Source organism: Streptomyces ossamyceticus (assembly GCF_001418475.1).
Taxonomy (GTDB): Bacteria; Actinomycetota; Actinomycetes; order Streptomycetales; family Streptomycetaceae; genus Streptomyces; species Streptomyces ossamyceticus.
In genome coordinates this window covers 1-17,732 of the sequence record NZ_LIQX01000202.1, presented here as the reverse complement: position 1 = coordinate 17,732, position 17,732 = coordinate 1, and the positions used below count along the sequence as shown (strand labels likewise).

The following is a 17,732-nucleotide window of genomic DNA, read 5'->3' as shown; positions in this document are numbered from 1 at the left end:
GATCGGCGTCGGCGACGCCGAACTCACCCACGACGCGGTGCCCGCCCCCTTCGCACCGGCCTCCACCGTCGTCACCTCCGCGCTCCTCCAGGCGGTCATGGCCACCGCCGCCGCCGACCTCGCCGACCGGGGCGTCCAGCCCCCGCTGCTGCGGTCCGGGAACGTCGACGGCGGCCTCGACTGGAACGACCACGTCTTCCGGGAGTACGGCGACCGCATCTTCTACCTGCGCTGAAACCACCCGCCACCTGGGCTGACACCGCCCGCCGCCCGCGACGGCACCGCCCCCGCCCGGCGCCACGGACATGCCCTTCGGGTGTGTAGGGCGGTGGTGCGTGGGAACGGTGAGAAGGAAATCCGGCGTACAACGATTTCGTCCAAATCTTGCGTGAACCAGATGTGGGCTGGGTCACGTTCGAGTTGAATGATGACAAGTGAGCGAACCGACGCGCCGTACGTGCGGACGCAACGCAGCCTGCAGGGGGTTCAGGTGAGTGCTTCCCGGCGTAAAGGGGCCACCGACGCACTGGGGCCCGACGAGCCCGAAAAGAACGGTCCGGGCACCGGCCGCGGTGGCCGGGGCAACCGCGACGGCCGGATCGACGACACCGAGAGCGTGCACAGCGACAACGGCGAAGACACCGACGGCACAGACGACATCGACGACATCGACACGGAGGACGCCGTGGACTCCGTGGATCCCGGTGGCGCGGACCTCCTCGCCGCCCTGCTCGACGGCATGGACGCCGCCCTGTGCGCCTTCGACGCCGACGGAGTCGTCACGCACTGGAACCGCGAGGCGGAACGGATCCTCGGCTGGAGCGCCGAGGAAGCCGTCGGACGGCGCGGCTTCGCCGACTGGGCCGTGCGGACCGCCGACGCGGAGGAGGTCGAGACGCGGCTGATGGCCGCCATGCACGCCTCCGGACGGCAGGTCCACGAGTTCGCCCTCGTCACCAAGGACGGCGGACGGGTCCTCGTGCGCACCCAGTCCGCCGCCGTGCGCGGCCCCGACGGCAAACCCGCCGGCCTGTACTGCGCCTTCAGCGAGGTCCACGCCCAGATCGACCTGGAGCGGTCCATCGCGCTCAGCGAGGCCCTCTTCGACGACGCCTCGTGGGGAGTGGTCCTCGTCGACGCCGACCTGAGGGCCGCCGTCGTCAACGCGCACGCCGCCCGCAGCCTCGGCAGCAGCCGCACCGCCGTCCTCGGGCGGCCCCTCGGTGAACTCCTCACCCAGGGCGTCGAGGAGCTGGAGAGCGCCCTCACCCATGTCCTCGCCGAGGGCGCACCGCCCGCGCCCGCCGAGATCTGGGTCGGCGTCCGCACCCCCGACGGGGAGAAACGTCGCTGCTGGCGCAGCGGCTTCCTCCGCCTCGCCTCACCGCTCGCCGAGGAACCCGTCCCCCTCGGGGTCGGCTGGCTCTTCCAGGACATCACCGAGGCCAAGCAGAGCGAACAGGAGGCGGCCCTCCTCCGTTTCCGCGTCAACCAGCTCCACCGGGCGGCACGCGCCGCCGCCGAGTGCGAGGACCCCGGCGAGGCCGCCACCGTGCACCTCGACTTCGCCCTCGCCGGCTTCGCCGACCATGCCCTCATCGACCGGGTCGCGGGCCCTCCGCCGGCCGACGACGGGCCCGTCCGGCTCGTCCGGGCCGCCGCCACGCCGTCCGGCGCGCCCGGACCCAGCAACCTCTCCGGTCACGCCGGCATCCCCGTCCGCTACGGCCAGGGCCACCCCGCGCTGCAATGCGTGGAACGGGCCGGATCGGTACGCGCCAGCGCCGGGTCCGCCGCCCCGGAGGCCGCCCGCGACTGGGCCACCGCCCGCCAGTGGCCGCCGGAGACGGTCCACGCCCTCTGCGCCGTGCTGCGCAGCCGGGGCCGCACCCTCGGTGTCGTCACGTTCCTCCGGGGCGCCGGCCGCACGCCGTTCGAGCGCACCGACTCCCTCTACGCGGAGGACGTCGCCGTACGCATCGCGGCGGCCCTGGATCTGGAGACGACGGCGGGACCAGCCAGCTGAAGGGGTCGCGTCGGCGCTGGACGCGGTCATGCGGTCGCGGTGGCCACGTCAGTGGTTCTTGGCGTACACGTCGGCGTCGGCGAGCGTGACCGCCTCGGTGACGTGCGTCGAGCCGAGACTCCGGACGTCGATCGTGACCTGCGCGGGCTCGTGCGGGTCACGATCGACGAGGAAGACCGCGGCCCGTCTGTCGAGCTCGATGTGGACGCGGGGCAATGCCGTGGTCCTTTGCGGTGCAGGACGGGTGAGGCGGCGAACGGGCTACTTGACGGAGCCCGCGGTCAGGCCCTTGCGCCAGAACCGCTGCAGACTGATGAAGGCGACGAGCAGGGGGATCAGCGACAGGAACGCACCGGTGATCGGCAGCAACGCCGGCACTCCGCTGGCGAACTCCGCGCGCCACTGCACCAGGCCCACCGTCACGGGCTGCAGTGAGGGGGTGTTGAGCATGAGCGAGGGCAGCAGGTAGTTGTTCCAGATGCCGACGAACTGGAACAGGAAGACGGTCACCAGTGCCGGGGACATCAGCGGCAGGGCGATCCGGAAGAAGGTGCGCTGTTCGCCCGCTCCGTCGAGCCGTGCGGCCTCAAGGAGTTCGTCCGGGACGGACGCCGCGGCGAAGATCCGGCACAGGTAGACGCCGAACGGGCTGACACAGCTGGGCAGCAGCACCGACCAGTAGGAGTTGGTGATGTCGAGCTTGGCCATGAGCAGGAACAACGGCAGGGCGAACATCGGCGCCGGGATGAGAACCGAGGCGAGGACGACGTTGAACACGCTTTCCCGGCCGCGGAAGCTGAACTTGGACAGCGCGTAGCCGGCCATCGCGGACAGCAGGGTGCCGACGGTGGCGCCGACGAAACTGTACAGCGCGCTGTTGGCGAGCCAGGTGGAGAAGATGCCGCCCTCGAAGCTGAACACGTCTTGGATGTTGGCGACCAGGTCGAAGTGGGAGAACCACAGCGGCGTGCCGGTGTAGAGGTAGCCCGAGGCCTTGGTCGAGGAGACGAACAGCCACCACAGCGGGATCAGCGTGTACAGGGCCATCAGGCCCAGCATGCCGTTGACGACGACCTTGCTCGCGATGTCGGTGCCGCGGCGGGCCGGTCGGGTCGGGCGGTCGGCCGACATCACGCTCATGCCATCGCTCCCTTGCGCTGGTTGTACTTGAGAAAGCCGAACGAGAGCACGAGGGTGATCAGCGCGAGCACGACGGACTGGGCGGCGGCCAGGTTCTGGCCGCCCACGTCCATGCCCAGGGTCGCGTTCATGATCGGGGAGAACTTCGGGTCGACCCCCGGGATGCGCGCGCTGACCAGCACCGCCGGCTCGGTGTACAACTGCGCCGTCCCGATGATGGAGAAGATCGTGGTCAGCACCAGCGCGGGACGTACCAGCGGGATCTTCACAGCCCACGCCAGGCGCCATCCGGTGCAGCCGTCGAGCGCGGCGGCCTCCATCACCTCCGCCGGGATCGTCTGCAGCGCGGAGTAGATGATCAGCATGTTGTAGCCGGTCCAGCCCCACGTGATCATGTTCCCGATCGAGAACGGGACCCACGACGGCGACAGGAAGTCGACGTCGATCCCGAGGTGGGACAGCGGTCCGGTGAACGGCGAGAGGTCCTTCGCCAGGAGGAAGGACCACATCAGCGCGGCGATCGCACCCGGCAGCGCGTAGGGCAGGAAGAACGTGAGCCGGTAGGTCTTCCGCAGCCGGGCCGAGCGGGAGTCCAGCAGGAGCGCGAGCAGGAGGGCCATGCCGAGCATGACCGGGACCTGGACGCAGCCCAGCAGCACGACCCGGACGATCGACGCGGTGAAGTCGTGGTCGCCGAAGGCGGCGGCGTAGTTGGACAGTCCCGCGAACTCTGTGGACTGCGCACCGCCGAACAGCCCGGTGCGGCGGACGGTGAAGAAGCTCTGGTAGATCGCGTAACAGATCGGCGCGACCATCATGGTCAGGAAGAGCACCGCGAACGGCGCCAGGAAACCCGACGCGGTCAACGCGCTACGGCGGCCGGTGCGCCGAGGCCGGGCGGAGACGGAGCCCCGGGGGGTGCCCGCGGGCACCGGCCGCGGCGGTGACGCGACCCGGGTGCTGCTGGGACTGCTCATGGAAACCTCGCTGGGCGGTTCGTCGTCAGGGAGCGGGTCCCCGCGGCGCCGGGAGCGGGCAGCCGCGGGAACCCTTAGAGGCGGCAGGGCCAGCCGCCTCAGCCGTTGGTCACCGACAGTCCGAGCTTCTTGATCGCGGCGACCGTCGAGGCCTGGACCTTGGTGACCGCGTCCGGCAGGGTGCCCTTGCCCATGGCGCCGGTGAGGTCCGTCTGGACCTGCTGATACGTCGGGCCGTTGGTCCAGGTGCTGGGCACCTGCGCGGCGGAGGCCTTGTACACGTCACCGACCTTCTGGCCGCCGAAGTACGGGTCACCCCCCGTGAGCGACGGGTCTTCCTGTCCGGCCTTCGACGCCGGGTACAGCCCGCTCTCGATGCCCGTCTTCACGGCCTGCGGGTCACTGGACAGGAAATCGGCGAACTGCACTGCTTCGCGGGGCGACTTGCACCCGGTCATCACCGAGGTGGCCGAGCCGCCGTTGCTGGAGCTCTTGCCGTCGCCGGCCTTCCAGGTCGGCATCGGGGCGACCCTCCACTTGCCGGACAGGTCCTTCAGGTCCGACTTGATACCGCCGGCGGCCCAGGACGCGTTGACGAACGTCAGCACCTTGCCGGCTGTGGCGGCCTTGTTGAACTTCGGGTCCCAGGCGTTGCCGGACTTCGACACCAGACCCTTGTCCTTCAGGTCCTGCCAGAATTCGGCGACCTTGCGGGTGCCGGGGTTGTCGATGCTGACGGTCCAGCTGTCTCCCTGGACCGAGTACCAGGACTGGCCGGTCTGCAGGCTGTAGGCCGCCAGATCGTTGCCCTCGCTGGGCGCGTTGCCGAACTTCACGCTCGGATCGGCGGCGGCGACCTTCTTGGCGTCGGCCTTGTACTCGGCCCAGGTGGCCGGCGGCTTGGTGATGCCGTACTTGGCGAACAGGTCCTTGCGGTAGAAGAGGACCATCGGGCCGACGTCCACCGGGACTCCGTAGATCTTGTCGCCGATGCTGGAGGCGGAGACCGCCGACGGGGCGTACTTGGCCATGTCGGCGCTCGCGTACTTCGTGATGTCCATGACCGTGTTCTTCACGAGCATGGACGGGATGGCCTGGTACTCGATCTGGGCCAGGCACGGGCCCTCGCCGGCGGTGATCGCGTTGCTGATCTGGGTGTAGCCGCCCGTGCCGCCCGACGGGATCTTCTTGAAGGTGACCTTGGCGTTCGGGTGGGAGGCGTTCCACTGGTCGACGATCTTCTCGTAGCCGGCCCAGCCCCAGAACTCCATCTTCACCGGCCCGCTCTGGCTCTTTTCGGCGGTGTCGGAGGAGCTGTCGGTGCTGCTGCACGCGCCGAGGCCGGCCACGAGGAGCGCCGCGGTGGCGAACGTCAGGATTCTGCGGGTGCGTATGGTGGTGCTGTCCATGTGAGGGAACCTTCTGTGACAGGGGCTGACTTGCTGGACGGCCGGTGGGCGGGCGGGCAAGGCCCGCCTACCGGCTGGTGCCGAACTCCACGGTGAACGCGGTGGTGACCGCGGCCAGGACGTCCGGTGCCGACGGGCCCGGACCGCAGGCCGCGCTGCCCAGACCGTGGTGTGCGTGGTCGAGGTGCAGATGGAGTCGGCCGTCGCGGACCAGGTCGTGCTGGTGGGACGCGGCGGCGAGAGCTTCGGTGCTCCAGGGGCGGACGGTCAGGTCGATGACCGGGGCGCCGGCGATGAGCAGGGTGCCGCCCGGGGTGGTGACGGCGGCGCGGCGGACGTGGTGGCGGTTGCCGTTCTCCTGCGGGCGGATCTGGGGGACCTGCATCGCGGAGACGGTGGACCGGTGACGGCCGACGCGGGCCGCGGCGCGGGAGTCCCGGTACGCCTCACCGGGACCGGGGCCGAACCACTCGACGTCGGCGTCGGTGCCGGGCAGCGACATCGCGACGCCCAGGCGGGGCAGCGGCACCGACCACGGGCCGTCGGGCGTGACGACGGTGTCCAGCCGGAGCGTGGCCTGGTCGGCGTGCGGTGTCTCGCAGGCCGACCAGCGGTAGACCACGTCGAGCCCGCAGGAGGATCCGGCGGCGGCCAGCCTGGCGGTGACCGTGAGCCCGGAGGCGTCGGGCTCGACACCGAGGACGTCGTGGCGCATCCGGTGCAGTCCGGCGGCGAACCACGCGTCGGTCTGCGGCTCACCGAAGGCGCTGAGCAGGTCGTTGTCGATCGGGGCCCGCCAGACGTCCAGGCGCGGACCGTCGAGCTCCAGGTCGCCGAGCCGGGTCAGCGCCCCGCTGCGGGCGTCGAACCGGGCGGGACCGAGGGCGATGAACCCGTCGTGGACGATCGCCGGCACCGGTGCGAAGGGTGCGGGCGAGGCGGGTGGAGCCACGACCTGCCCCTGGGACCAGGCGATCTCGTGGCCGGACCCGGCCCAGGTCTCGTCGGCGGCGAGCACCGCGGTCACGGTCAGCCACACCTCGTGGCCGGAGTCGTTCTTGCGTGCCGCGTCGAGCGCGGCGGTGAGGTCGGCGGGCCATGCGACCGTTGTCGTCGTGCCCGCGGCGGTCGCGGGCACGGTCAGGCCGCCGGAGCCCACCGGCTCGCCGCCGTCCTCGACGGTCCACCGGAAGTCCAGGTAGCCGCTGTCTCGTGAGTGGTGCAGGTTGTGCACGTCGATCCGCCGCGTCGCCGGGTCCACGCGGATCCGGACCGGTTCGACGACCTTCTTGTACTCGACCAGGCCCGGCGACGGTGTGCGGTCGGGGAAGAGCAGCCCGTCGGCGACGAAATTGCCGTCGTGGACCTCCTCGCCGAAGTCGCCGCCGTAGGCGTAGAACGAGTGGGGTTCCTCCTGCCCGGTGAGCCGGGCGATCCCGTGGTCGATCCACTCCCAGATGAAGCCACCGGCCAGGCGCGGATGCGCCTCGATGACCTGCTGGTACTCGGACAGCCCGCCGGGACCGGTGCCCATGGCGTGTCCGTACTCGCACAGCACGGCCGGCAGGGCGCGGCGGTGCGCGTCGTCGGCCGGATCAGCCGTCGGTGCCTCCTGGCCGCGTCCCACGGCGGCCAGCTCGGCGACATCGACGTACATGCGGGAGTACAGGTCGACGTACGCGCAGCTCGCCCAGTCGCCCTCGTAGTGGATCAGGCGGCTGTCGTCGCGCCGGCGGATCCACGCGGCCGAGGCGGCCAGGTTGGCCCCGGTGCCGGCCTCGTTCCCCAGCGACCAGACGATGACCGAGGGGTGGTTCTTGTCGCGTTCCACCAGCCGCTCGGCACGGTCCAGGTACGCCTCGCGCCACGCGGGGTCGACGCTGGGGTTGCGCCGCCAGCCGCCGGGTTCGAAGCCGTGCGTCTCCAGGTCGCCCTCGCAGAACACCCACAGGCCGTGCTCGTCGCACAGGTCCAGGAAGCGGTGGTCGGGCGGGTAGTGGCTGGTGCGCACCGCGTTGATGTTGTGCTGCTTCATCAGCAGCACGTCGGTCAGCATGGTGTCCTCGGTCAGGGTCCGCCCGGTGAGCGGATGCCATTCGTGGCGGTTGACGCCCCGCAGGGAGACGGGCCTGCCGTTCGCGGTGAGGACACCGTCCACGACGGCCACGGTGCGGAAGCCGATGCGCAGCGGTATCCGCTCCCCGGCCTCGGAGAGCAGTTCCCCCGCGTACAGGCGCGGCTGCTCGTCCGACCAGGGCTCGATGCCGTCGATCACGTGCGGGCCGGCCGGATCGGCGGCGGATATGCCCAGCTCGGGCACCGAGAGCGACACGCGGGTGGGGGCGGTGACGTCGACGGCCAGGGTGCCCTGCCCCGTCGTGTGGTCGTAGGCGGCATGGACGAAGAAGTCCTCGACGCCCCGGGCGGCCACGGACACCGAACGGAAGATCCCGGACAGCCACCACATGTCCTGGTCCTCCAGGTAGCTGCCGGACGACCACTGGTGCACACGGACCGCGAGCACGTTGCGGCCGGGCCGCAGAGCGGCACAGACGTCGAACTCGGTGGTCAGCCGGCTGCCCTTGCCGTCGCCGAGCCGGATCCCGTTGAGCCACACCGCGAACGCGGAGTCGACGCCCTCGAACCGGAGCACCGTGGCCGACGCCGGGAACCCGTCCGGAACGTCGAACTCCCGGCGGTACTCACCGGTGGGGTTCTCGCGGGGCACCCGCGGCGGATCGACCGGGAACGGGTAGAGGATGTTGGTGTAGGCGGGGGCGCCGTGGCGGGGCTCTCCGGGCAGGCCGGTCATCTGCCAGCAGGAGGGCACGGCGAGCAGCTCCCAGGCGCTGTCGTCGAATTCCGGCGCGGCGAAATCCGCGGTGAGGTCGTCCAGCCCTGACGCCAGCCGGAATCTCCAGTCGCCGTCGAGCGCGATCGTGGGCAGGTCGGTGGCGAACGCGGCGCGGGGCCGCAGCCGTCCGGTGCCCGGCGACCGGTCTTCGACGTAGGCGTGGGGGTCGAGGTCTGTCATCAGTGGAGGCGCTTTCTGTCGGAACTCGTAGCGGTGACGGGTAGCCGGCCAGGCAGGACATGCCCTCGACTCGGACTGGGCGACGCGCGGGGCCGGCGGAGCCGGTGCTATCCGGTCGCCCGGGGCGCGGCGCTGCTGTCCCGGATGGTCAGGGTGGGGCGCAGCAGCGTTAACACGTTGGTCGGCGGCCGGCCGGAGTCGACGGCGCGCAGCAGCAGTTCGACGGCTTGCTGGGCCATCTCCCGCTTCGGGAAGGTGACCGTGGTCAGCGCCGGCTGGATCTGTCCGACCTGGGAGATGTCGTCGAAGCCGACGATGCTGACGTCGTCGGGGACTCGCCGTCCGGACCGGGCGACCGCCTCGATGGCACCGACGGCCAGGACGTCGTGGGTGGCGAAGATCGCCGTCAGTTCCGGATCCGCCTCCAGCGCCGCACTGCCCGCGGCGAACCCGCCGGCGGCGTCGTCCCTGGTGCAGGCGAACACCTGGCGGTCGTCGATGGTCAGCCCGTCGTCGGCGAACGCCCGGCGCAACCCCCGCACGCGCGGCGAGTGCGCGGGGAGATCGGCGATCACCGCGACGTTCCGGTGGCCGAGATCCCGCAGGTAGCGCCCCGCCAGGAACCCGGCGTGCTCGTAGTCGATGGACACCACCGGCAGCGTGGTGGGCGCGTCTCCCTCCCAGGCGCACAGCGCGACCGGGAAGGCGGCGTCGACGAGCATCGGCAACTGCTGTTCGACGCCGTTGTCCCCGGCGACCAGCAGCGCGTCCACCGAGCGCGCGGCGAGGTTCTCCAGGTGGGCCCGGGTGTAGTCGGGGTCGTCGCGGGTCGTGGCCAGCAGCAGGTTGTACCCGTGACCGACGAGTACGTTCTCCACCTCCTCGACCACTTCCGAATAGAAGGGGTTGGCCACCCGCGGCACGAAGAGCCCCACGGTCGAGGTGCTGCCGGTTCTCAGTGAGCGCGCCACCAGGTTCGGCTTGTAGCCGAGTTCCGCTATGGCCGTGTTCACCTTCGCCAGGGTCTCCGGGCGCACCTTCTTGCCGGACACCACGTTGGAGACGGTCTGCTTGGCAACTCCCGCCCTAGCGGCCACCTCCGCCATCGTCACCACGAGCGCACCCCCAGAACATGTATCGATCCACGAAAGTGGCGACAGCGTAGGTCGACTGTCGTGACAGGGCAAGAGTTCGCCGGAATGTCGTGATCCAGCGGTTACATCCACCCGCTGAGAACGGAGCACGTCACAACCGGTTCGTCACCGGAAAGACGACGGAACCGTTGACGGCTCCAGAAATGCGACATTAACATCCCGGCCACGCCGATCACATGGATCGGTCAACGAGATGAGCGGGCCGCGGCCCACCCCGCACAACAACCCCCATGCCACTCGGCGCCGTCCCCCTCCAGGCGCCGTGGTGGTCCCCCTCGGTCGCGACAGCGCCGGTCACACCCGGCCGCGGCATCGCGCATGCTCCGCGCCGTCTCCAGCAGGCGGGGAGCGCCTGAACAGACCTGGAAAGGTCTCGTCCTGAGGAGAGCAGGCATGATCCGACCGGCCGGCGACGACGCCGACCCGAAGCACGCCCCGGTGCGGCGCAGATCGCGCGTGAAGCGCGTCATCGCCGCCGCCGCGAGCGCCACCATCGCGGCGGCGAGCCTCATGCTCACCGGCGCCGCCCCCGCACAGGCCGCCACCACCGTCCACACCTACGCGCCGACGGGGGTGGGGGGCGGTACGACGACGTCCCCGGACCAGGCGTCCACCAAGTACCAGGTGCAAGTCGCCGGCACGCCCGTCCAGGCCGTGCGGTACACCGCGAACCGCAACAACTTCGACGTCGCGCGCTTCGCGTCGGACTCCCGGACACCGACGATCACGGTCACGCTGCCCAGCACCACGATCGACACGGTGAACATCTACCCGGCGCGCTACTACCCCTCCAGTAGCGTCTCGGTGAGCGCGGACAAGCACACCCTGACGTTCCAGATGTCGGCCGACGCCGGGTTGAACCAGGCGATCGTGATGGTCAACGGCGACTCGACCAGCGTGACGGGACAGCCCTACCTGGCGGTCATCAACGACCCTCTGGAAGACCCGGCGCAGCGTCCGAACACCACGAGCGCACCGGACGGTTCCGGCGTCAACCTGCAGACCGGTGTCCTCAACTTCCAGGAGTTCGCCGCGAAGTACCTCGCGGCGAACCCGAACAGCACGGCTCAGAAGGCTCCCGCCGCGACGACGAGCTCCATGGCCGGCAAGACCGTCAACGGCACCGCCATACCCTCCGGTCAGAAGACCTCGGCCGGGACCCTGGTGAGCGCGAGCAGTACCAATGTGCGGTACCCGAATGTGCGGACGATGGCCGCCAACGACGTCACGTACGCCCTGAAGGCCGCCATCGACACCATCAAGGCCAACCCCACGGCGCTCAACACGCTCTACTTCCCGAACGGTACGTACATATCGTCCGGTCTCCAGGTCAACGGTGTGGACGGCAGCAAGCTCAAGGGCGGCAAGCTGAAGATCTACACCGACGAAGGTGCCCTGGTGAAGAACCGCATCCAGGCGTACATGGAGGCGTTCGAGCCGGCGGTCGCGGTCATCAACTCGAGCAACATCGAGATCGACGGTCGCGGTGTCTACGACGCCAACGGCGTGGCGAACTACCGCATGGACTCGCACGACGCCTACCGCAGCGTGCACCAGGGCGGCGTCATGGTCATGCACTCGTCGGACATCACGTTCAACGAGACCTACCTGCGCGACTCGAAGCAGTGGAACTACGAGACCCACACCGCCAGCAGGGTGACGTTCAACAACATCAAGGGCCTCACCCCGTACCCCCAGCCGTGGATCGACGGGATCGACTTCGCGAGCGGCCAGGACATCACCGCCAACGGCGTCTTCACTCTCGGCAACGACGACGCGTTCGCCTCCGGCCACTACAACCCCAGTGACGGATTCACCCCGACGGCTTCCGGCGTGTGGGGCAACTTCGCGCTCGGCACCTCCACCCCCGACATCCAGGGCTATGCCAACGCGGTGGGCGCCCACGACGCCGTCGCCGACGATCTCGGGTTCGACAGCTACCACTGGGACAGCGCGGAATCGAAGAACATCTCGGTCAGCGACACGCTGAGCTGGTCCTCCGGTGCCGGTAACTCGATCCGCATCGGATGGAGTTCGTGGGGATACAAGCTCAACAACTACACGTTCGACAACTTCAACTCCATCTCGCAGGGGGCCGGCGGCATCTTCACGCAGAACAGCCCCAAGCCGTACCCGCGCATCTCGAGCATCGTGATCAAGAACAGCTCCTTCGACACCTCCCGGTACGGGTCGGGACCGATCAGGCTCAACGGCGGCAACGGGTCCACCCAGACCATCACCGCCGACGACCAGGCGACCTACGGGTTCGCTCCCAACCCCGACGGGTCGGGCGCCACGTACACGTACACCAAGACCCCGATCAGCACCTTCAAGCTCGACAACGTGTGGTTCTCGCAGCAGAGGCCGAGCAGCCCGTTGAACGGCGCCACGAACGTGACGCTGAACAACCTCCGCGTCGGGGGCCGGCTCGTCCAGTACTCCAGCCAGTTCCCGCTGGCGCCGAGCGGGATCGGCTCGCTGACGTCCACCTTCACGGGCTCGAACGGCCAGACCCAGAACGTCAAGGCGGGCGCCCTCGTCGAGAGTGACACCTGGGTGGGTGCGTGGACCGGCGACCAGACAAAGAACTACTCCTCCGACCTGACGCTCATCACCCGCAACACGGGCGTCGGCCTGATGGGCGAGCAGTACACCACGGGATCCGGAGACGGAAAGCTCTCCTACATCCAGTTCCCCATCAGCAGCCTCACCCAGTCACCGACCAAGGCGACACTGCACCTCACCTACGTCGGCCACCGCTATTCGTCGGTGCCGTCGACCGACACCGACCAGTTGCTGGTGCAACCCGTCAGCGACACCACCTGCACCGGCGGCGGCACGTCCTGCCCGATCAGCTCCATGACCTGGCAGAACCGGCCGAGCTTCACCGCCACGAACTCCTCCGTCGCGAAGTCCGCCACCTTCAACCTCGGGTCGACCATCGTGGCCGAGGGCAGCGGGAACCACCAGGGCAACCCCGTCGACGGCCGCGACATCACCGTCGACATCACGTCCTTCGTCCAGAACGCCTACGCGGCCAAGCAGTCCACACTCCTGCTCGCCGTCGGCAACGCCGGGGGCTCCAACCACGAGCTGCGCTTCGTCAGCTCGGAAGGCTCCCTCGGCTCCGGGAAGCTCACCAACGCGACCGCCGAGATGGCGCCCGCGATCACCGTGACCCCGTAGTCACCTGAGGCCGGCCCGTCCCCCCTGGGACGGGCCGGCACTTCTCGTCGGGGCGCAGCACCGGGCCGGGCAGGGCGTTCGCCCGGTGGGGGAAAAGGTTCGCGTGGGGCCGGCGGGCGGGCGGAGGATGGGGCAATGGCGATCATCCACCGCACCACTCTCACGCCCACCAAGCTCGAACTGCTCACCGCCTGGCTGCCCGGACGCCCGTGGTACCGGGGCGGCGCGGGCGAGCCGCGGTTGGCCAGGGCCGGAGGGTTCCGGCTCGACGATCCGGAGGGCGAGGTCGGCATCGAGTTCATGGTGGCCACCGACACCGCCGGCCCCGAACCCGTCCACTACCTGGCGCCCCTCACCTACCGTGGCGCCCCGCTCGACGGTGCCGAACACGCCCTGATCGGCACCACCGAGCACGGCGTGCTCGGCACGCGCTGGGTCTACGACGGCTGCCACGACCCCGTACTCGTCACGGAACTCCTCGCTCTGTTCGAGGGCCGCGCGCAGGCCCAGGCCCAGGGCCTCACCGACACCCCCGACCACGAGATCGTCCGCTCCTGCACGGGCTCCGCGCCGCTGCCCCCGGCCCCCGCCGCGCCCTTTGCCGAGGACGACAAGGGCGGTGAGGACGACGAAGACGCCACGAGCATCGCCGTGGCGCCGGGTCTCACCCTCCGCCTGCACCGGGTCCTGCGGCCCGCCCCGGACGCCGTGGCCGACCGCCCCGAGGGCACCCTGGGACACGTCGCCGGCCACTGGGACCTGCCGGACGGCGACCGCGCCCGCGCCGTCTTCGCCGTCCTGCACGGCGGATGACGAGGGGCTGGACCCTCATCGGGGCCGACTGCACGCCGCCCCCGATGAGGGTCCAGCCCGAGGAGACAAGGGAGTCAGCGTCGGTGTCGCGCTGCGGCCCCGCCGCTCACGAGGGCGGGGGCCCGGTCGGCGTCACTGCTTCCACGCCCAGTGCAGACGGTCCAGTCCGCTCTGGTTGTTCACCTTCAGGCTGAGGCGGGTGCCCGTGCCCTGGAGGGTGGTCAGGGAGTACGTATCGCCGTTGCGCAGTCCCGGCCAGTAGACCGAACCGAGGCCCAGCTCCCGGATGGTGTCGGTGGCGGCCTGGATGTACGCGACCTCGCTGGAACCGGCCACCGGACCGTTGTAGTCGAGACCGGTCGTCATGGAGGCGCCGAACTCGTCGAGGATCGTGCGCGAGGCGCATGTGCCGATGCGCTCCTTGAAGTCGGCCTTCCACTGGTCGACGCTGGTCCAGTCGGTGTGCCAGAAGCCGTAGTTGTGCAGCGCGATACGGGTGCCGTTCAGCCGGCTGTCGGCGCACACCGGCTTGACGTCCTCGCTGTACTTGATGCCGCCGACGAGGATCCGGTCGCGCGGCACGAAGCGGTGCGTCTTGACCCAGCGGGCGGCGACATCGCGCCATTCCTGCGAGGTGTAGCCGAACGGCTCGTTCATCGGCTCGAAGTACACCTTGGAGTTGCCCGCGTACGACGACGTGATCCGCGCCCACATACGGTCCCAGGCGGCCTGGTCGTCGATCTTGCCGTCCTTGGCGTTGTCGGCCTCCCAGTAGCCCAGGATGACCTTGAAGCCCTGGGCGGTGGCCGCGTCGATCGCACCCCGGTACGACTTCCAGAACGGGCCGTTCACGGAGGTCGGGTTGACCGGGAGGCGGACCGTGTTGGCGCCGAGCTTCGCGAACCCGCCGATGATCGCCCGGGACTTGGCGTAGGTGGTGGCGTAGCTGTCGGACGTGGACAGGCCCGAGGGGACCACCGCGTCGTCGGCGTAGTTGTCACGCGGGTCCGCCCAGTTGACGCCCTTGAAGGCGCTCACCGGGAGGACGGCCTTGCCGGTGGAGGAGTCGGACGCGGAGGCGGCGGACGCCGGGGCGGCCAGGGCCCCGCCGAACACCGTGGCGCCGGCCAGCAGCGCCCCCAGACAAGCGGTCCCGCGATGGTTCTTTCGTGGCACGACATCCCTTTCTGGGCAGTTGCGTCCGCGAAACCTCGACAGCAGGTCGGCGGCTCTGTGGCTTCCGCAACGTAGAAGAGATCTCAAACAGAGGTCAACACATCAGCACACCAAATCTCATCAAGAAACCAGGGCTGCCGACCGTTCAACTGCCCTGATCAGGCGAAAGCCACGGGCCGCCGCACACCGTCCGGCAGCGGGACTCAGCTGCCGCCCACGGCCAGCTCCGAGCCCTCCAGCCGCACACGGATGCCGTCCTTCTCGACCCGCACATCCCGCAACCGCACATCCCCGCGCTCCGGCTCCGGCAACTCGAAGGACAGGGACAGGCGATCGGCGAGCACCGGGCGCGTGAGCCGGGACAGGGCGTCCAGCAGACCGGGGTCGAGGCCGAGAGCACGCGGCAACGCAGGGTTCCCCAGGGCGAGATCGAGGAGGTTGAGCCCCTGGGCCTGCCGGGCGAAGCGCGGGGAACCGGTCAGCTCCGCCAGCTTGCCGTCGTCGTTCAGGGCCTCCCGTACGGTCGCGTCGGGCACCCCCATCCGCCGTACGACCGCCGGCACCGCCAGCAGCGCCCGCGCCCTGTCCGTTTCCCGAGCGAGCACGGCGGACCCCTTCGGCGTCAGATGCAGCCCCTGCGAGGCGCGCGAGCCGGGCCGGTAGGTCGCCATGTCGCCGATGTCCAGCCGCATTCCGCCGATCTCCGTGGCGACGCCCCGCGCGCCCTGTCGCTCGATCCGGGCCTCCGCGCGCAACCGCACATCGTGCCCGGCGACCGGCAGCGTGCCCCGCGCCCGCACCCGGCCGCGTCCGTCGCCGCTGAACTCCACCTGGGAGGCGCCCAGTTCACGATTGAGATCGGCGAACGACAGCAACACGTCACCGTCGAGCCGAGGCACCCGGGCCCCGCGCACCGAGGTGAACCCGTCCGTGTCGAGGCGCAGGTCGTGGGCCGTGGCCGACACCCTCGCCAGGGACACCCGGTCCGCCGCCACGTCCGGCACGGTCACCCGAACCGACTCCAGCCGCTCACCGGCCAGTTGGGTCAGGAACGGGAACCCGCCGATCTCCACCTCGGGCGCCGCCGCCAGATCGAGCTGCTCCTTCAGCGCGTCCCCGGCCCGGTGCTCGGCGTACAGCACCGCCCACCGGTCCCCGAGTCCGACGACCCCGGCCGCCACGAGCAGCCCCACGAACCCCTTGACGACCCAGGGCAGTCCCGAGATACGCCCCGGTCGCCGCCGGCGGCGCCCACCGTGCCGCCGCCTCTCGGCGGGACGGTGGGACACACCGGGACGTTCGTCGGCACGATGCTGCGGTTCCCACTCCTGAGCGCTACGCATCACCTCATCCGAACACGGGCCCCACCCCCGCCCGCAACCCGGACTCCCCCTGTGCGAGATAGTTCACGATCGCGATCAGGGAACCGTCCGGGCGCGTCGCCCCGGGAAGTCACCCCGGTCCGCGGGGCTATGGGGCGGCCGTCCCCGGCACGCCGCAGAGGTCGAGCAGGGCGTGCAGACGGTCGGCGGGCAGGGCGGGGTTGGCGGCCGCCCCTTCCGCGGACTCGGGGGCGTGCAGGAGCGTGGCGATGACGTCGGGCGGCAGCAGGGGGTTGGCGGCGGCCGCACGGCGGACGCGGGCGTCGGGGTCGGTGAGCAGGCCGACGGGCGGCTCGTCGAGGGTGGGGTCGGCGGCGGCCAACGCCCGTACGTCCGGGTCCTCGTGGCCGAGGAGGTGCCGCAGACCGGTCCGGGGCAGACCGGGCAGCGTCAGCAGATACGGGCGTTCGCACGGGATCGCCACGAAGGCGTCGAGGACGACGCGGGGCGGCGCGAGCGGATGGTGGAACGCGAGCAGGTGCCGTACGTCCGGGTCGGGGTCGTCGGCCAGCCGGGTCACCAGGTCCTCGGGAAGCCCGGACCAGGTCGCGGCGGCGCGGCGGAGCAGGGGCAGCGCGGACCGCGCGCACTCCTCGTACCACGCCGGGTCCGGCTCGGCGAACATCTCGGCGAGCGGGCCGATCTGCGCCGCGGTACGGCCCGCGACCCGATCGAGGGCCGCGCGTCGTGGCCAGGTGCGGGGCAGGGGATCCGCCCGCGCCCGCGTCCGCACCGCCTCCTCCGGGTCCCTGGCCAGTTCTTCCAGGGTCGTGGCGTCGAGGTCGGCCCTGGCGGCGACGCGCATACGCACACCGTGATCGGGATGGCGGGCCAGACGCGCGACGGCGTCCGCGGGCGTGTACGGGTTCCACTCCAGAGCGCACAGGTCACGCTCCTCGGCGAGGCATGCCTCCACCACCGCCTGGGAGACGGCGTAGGTGAAGAGCAGGGTCCCCCGGAGATGGCAGTCCTGTTCCGGCAGGTCGGCCTCCATGGCCGCGGGGTCCAGGACCCTGCTCTGCTGACGAGCGGCCTCACGCACCGCGGGATCCGGGTCGGCCAGGAGGGCCTCGCGCCGGCCGGGCGTGAGCCAGACCCACAGTCCGGCCGACTGCGCCCGCAGGGCGGGGTTGTCGTGCGTGAGCATCCCCCGGCGGAAGGACTGCGGTATCTGACCGGAGAACGCCAACTCCTGCCGTATCTCGTCGGTCGTCAGCACCCCGTCGTGATCCGGGTCGTCCCGCGCCGTCAGCAGGGTCTCCAGGACGTCGTCGGGCAGCGGCTTCTCCCTGCCCAGCCGCGGTCGGGGGCCGGAGGCGAGGTCGGCGCGGACGAGCGAGTCCGGGTCGTCGACCAGGGGGCCGCGCTGCGTGGGAGGGACATGACGGTTGCGGGCGAAGCGCCGGCGGACCTCCCGCCGGCGCTTCGCCCGCAA

12 protein-coding genes and 1 pseudogene are annotated in these 17,732 nt (G+C 70.6%); 4 read left to right on the top strand and 9 right to left on the bottom strand.

Annotated features, from left to right (window positions below):
• Both AOK15_RS16430 and AOK15_RS16425 read left to right on the top strand, forming a co-directional pair.
• Positions 1–235 (top strand): annotated as a pseudogene (locus AOK15_RS16430) (SIS domain-containing protein); the annotation flags it as partial.
• Positions 236–490: 255 nt separating this feature from the next.
• Complete coding sequence (locus tag AOK15_RS16425; RefSeq protein WP_055517420.1) at positions 491–2,026, top strand: PAS domain-containing protein; 1,536 nt, start codon at positions 491–493, stop codon at positions 2,024–2,026.
• 48 nt (positions 2,027–2,074) lie between these two features.
• On the opposite strand, the gene AOK15_RS45020 is transcribed toward AOK15_RS16425, so the two are convergent.
• The 6 genes from AOK15_RS45020 to AOK15_RS16400 all read right to left on the bottom strand — a co-directional run bounded on the left by AOK15_RS45020 (position 2,075) and on the right by AOK15_RS16400 (position 9,692).
• Positions 2,075–2,242 carry a hypothetical protein gene (locus tag AOK15_RS45020; RefSeq protein ID WP_157870267.1) on the bottom strand — a complete coding sequence of 56 codons (168 nt, stop codon included), beginning with the start codon at positions 2,240–2,242 and terminating at the stop codon, positions 2,075–2,077.
• Positions 2,243–2,287: 45 nt separating this feature from the next.
• A complete protein-coding gene (locus tag AOK15_RS16420) occupies positions 2,288–3,166 on the bottom strand; it encodes a carbohydrate ABC transporter permease (protein WP_055517417.1) in 879 nt (292 codons plus the stop codon).
• Entirely contained in the window at positions 3,163–4,143 is a 981-nt protein-coding gene (locus tag AOK15_RS16415; protein ID WP_055517416.1) for a carbohydrate ABC transporter permease, read from the bottom strand. The genes AOK15_RS16420 and AOK15_RS16415 overlap by 4 nt, the downstream gene beginning before the upstream one ends.
• 98 nt (positions 4,144–4,241) lie before the next feature.
• The gene (locus AOK15_RS16410) at positions 4,242–5,552 is read right to left on the bottom strand and encodes an ABC transporter substrate-binding protein (protein ID WP_055517414.1); all 1,311 of its coding nucleotides are present in this window, start codon (positions 5,550–5,552) and stop codon (positions 4,242–4,244) included.
• A 67-nt stretch (positions 5,553–5,619) separates the two neighbouring features.
• Complete coding sequence (locus tag AOK15_RS16405) at positions 5,620–8,586, bottom strand: glycoside hydrolase family 2 TIM barrel-domain containing protein (RefSeq protein WP_055517411.1); 2,967 nt, start codon at positions 8,584–8,586, stop codon at positions 5,620–5,622.
• A 107-nt stretch (positions 8,587–8,693) separates the two neighbouring features.
• The gene (locus tag AOK15_RS16400; protein WP_338059907.1) at positions 8,694–9,692 is read right to left on the bottom strand and encodes a LacI family DNA-binding transcriptional regulator; all 999 of its coding nucleotides are present in this window, start codon (positions 9,690–9,692) and stop codon (positions 8,694–8,696) included.
• Between the two features lie 441 nt (positions 9,693–10,133).
• Here AOK15_RS16400 and AOK15_RS16395 point away from each other — a divergent pair, with 441 nt between their 5' ends.
• Positions 10,134–12,926 carry a DNRLRE domain-containing protein gene (locus tag AOK15_RS16395; RefSeq protein ID WP_055517406.1) on the top strand — a complete coding sequence of 931 codons (2,793 nt, stop codon included), beginning with the start codon at positions 10,134–10,136 and terminating at the stop codon, positions 12,924–12,926.
• A gap of 135 nt (positions 12,927–13,061) precedes the next feature.
• The gene (locus AOK15_RS16390) at positions 13,062–13,739 is read left to right on the top strand and encodes a maltokinase N-terminal cap-like domain-containing protein (RefSeq protein WP_055517404.1); all 678 of its coding nucleotides are present in this window, start codon (positions 13,062–13,064) and stop codon (positions 13,737–13,739) included.
• A gap of 132 nt (positions 13,740–13,871) precedes the next feature.
• Here the strand turns inward: AOK15_RS16390 and AOK15_RS16385 are convergent, their stop codons facing one another.
• From AOK15_RS16385 to AOK15_RS16375, 3 genes are all read right to left on the bottom strand, one after another.
• A complete protein-coding gene (locus tag AOK15_RS16385; protein WP_055517402.1) occupies positions 13,872–14,915 on the bottom strand; it encodes a glycoside hydrolase family 5 protein in 1,044 nt (347 codons plus the stop codon).
• Positions 14,916–15,118: 203 nt separating this feature from the next.
• On the bottom strand, positions 15,119–16,204 hold the full coding sequence (locus AOK15_RS16380; protein ID WP_055517424.1) for an LmeA family phospholipid-binding protein: 1,086 nt from the start codon (positions 16,202–16,204) through the stop codon (positions 15,119–15,121).
• Between the two features lie 181 nt (positions 16,205–16,385).
• On the bottom strand, positions 16,386–17,732 hold a 1,347-nt coding region (locus tag AOK15_RS16375; RefSeq protein ID WP_157870266.1), incomplete at its 5' end, for a hypothetical protein.

What these genes read in the sequence shown, in the direction of transcription:
- AOK15_RS16420 (WP_055517417.1), bottom strand. Translation starts at nt 3,166, where the DNA reads ATGAGCGTGATGTCGGCCGACCGCCCGACCCGACCGGCCCGCCGCGGC.
- AOK15_RS16415 (WP_055517416.1), bottom strand. Translation starts at nt 4,143, where the DNA reads ATGAGCAGTCCCAGCAGCACCCGGGTCGCGTCACCGCCGCGGCCGGTG.
- AOK15_RS16410 (WP_055517414.1), bottom strand. Translation starts at nt 5,552, where the DNA reads ATGGACAGCACCACCATACGCACCCGCAGAATCCTGACGTTCGCCACC.
- AOK15_RS16405 (WP_055517411.1), bottom strand. Translation starts at nt 8,586, where the DNA reads ATGACAGACCTCGACCCCCACGCCTACGTCGAAGACCGGTCGCCGGGC.
- AOK15_RS16400 (WP_338059907.1), bottom strand. Translation starts at nt 9,692, where the DNA reads ATGGCGGAGGTGGCCGCTAGGGCGGGAGTTGCCAAGCAGACCGTCTCC.
- AOK15_RS16395 (WP_055517406.1), top strand. Translation starts at nt 10,134, where the DNA reads ATGATCCGACCGGCCGGCGACGACGCCGACCCGAAGCACGCCCCGGTG.
- AOK15_RS16390 (WP_055517404.1), top strand. Translation starts at nt 13,062, where the DNA reads ATGGCGATCATCCACCGCACCACTCTCACGCCCACCAAGCTCGAACTG.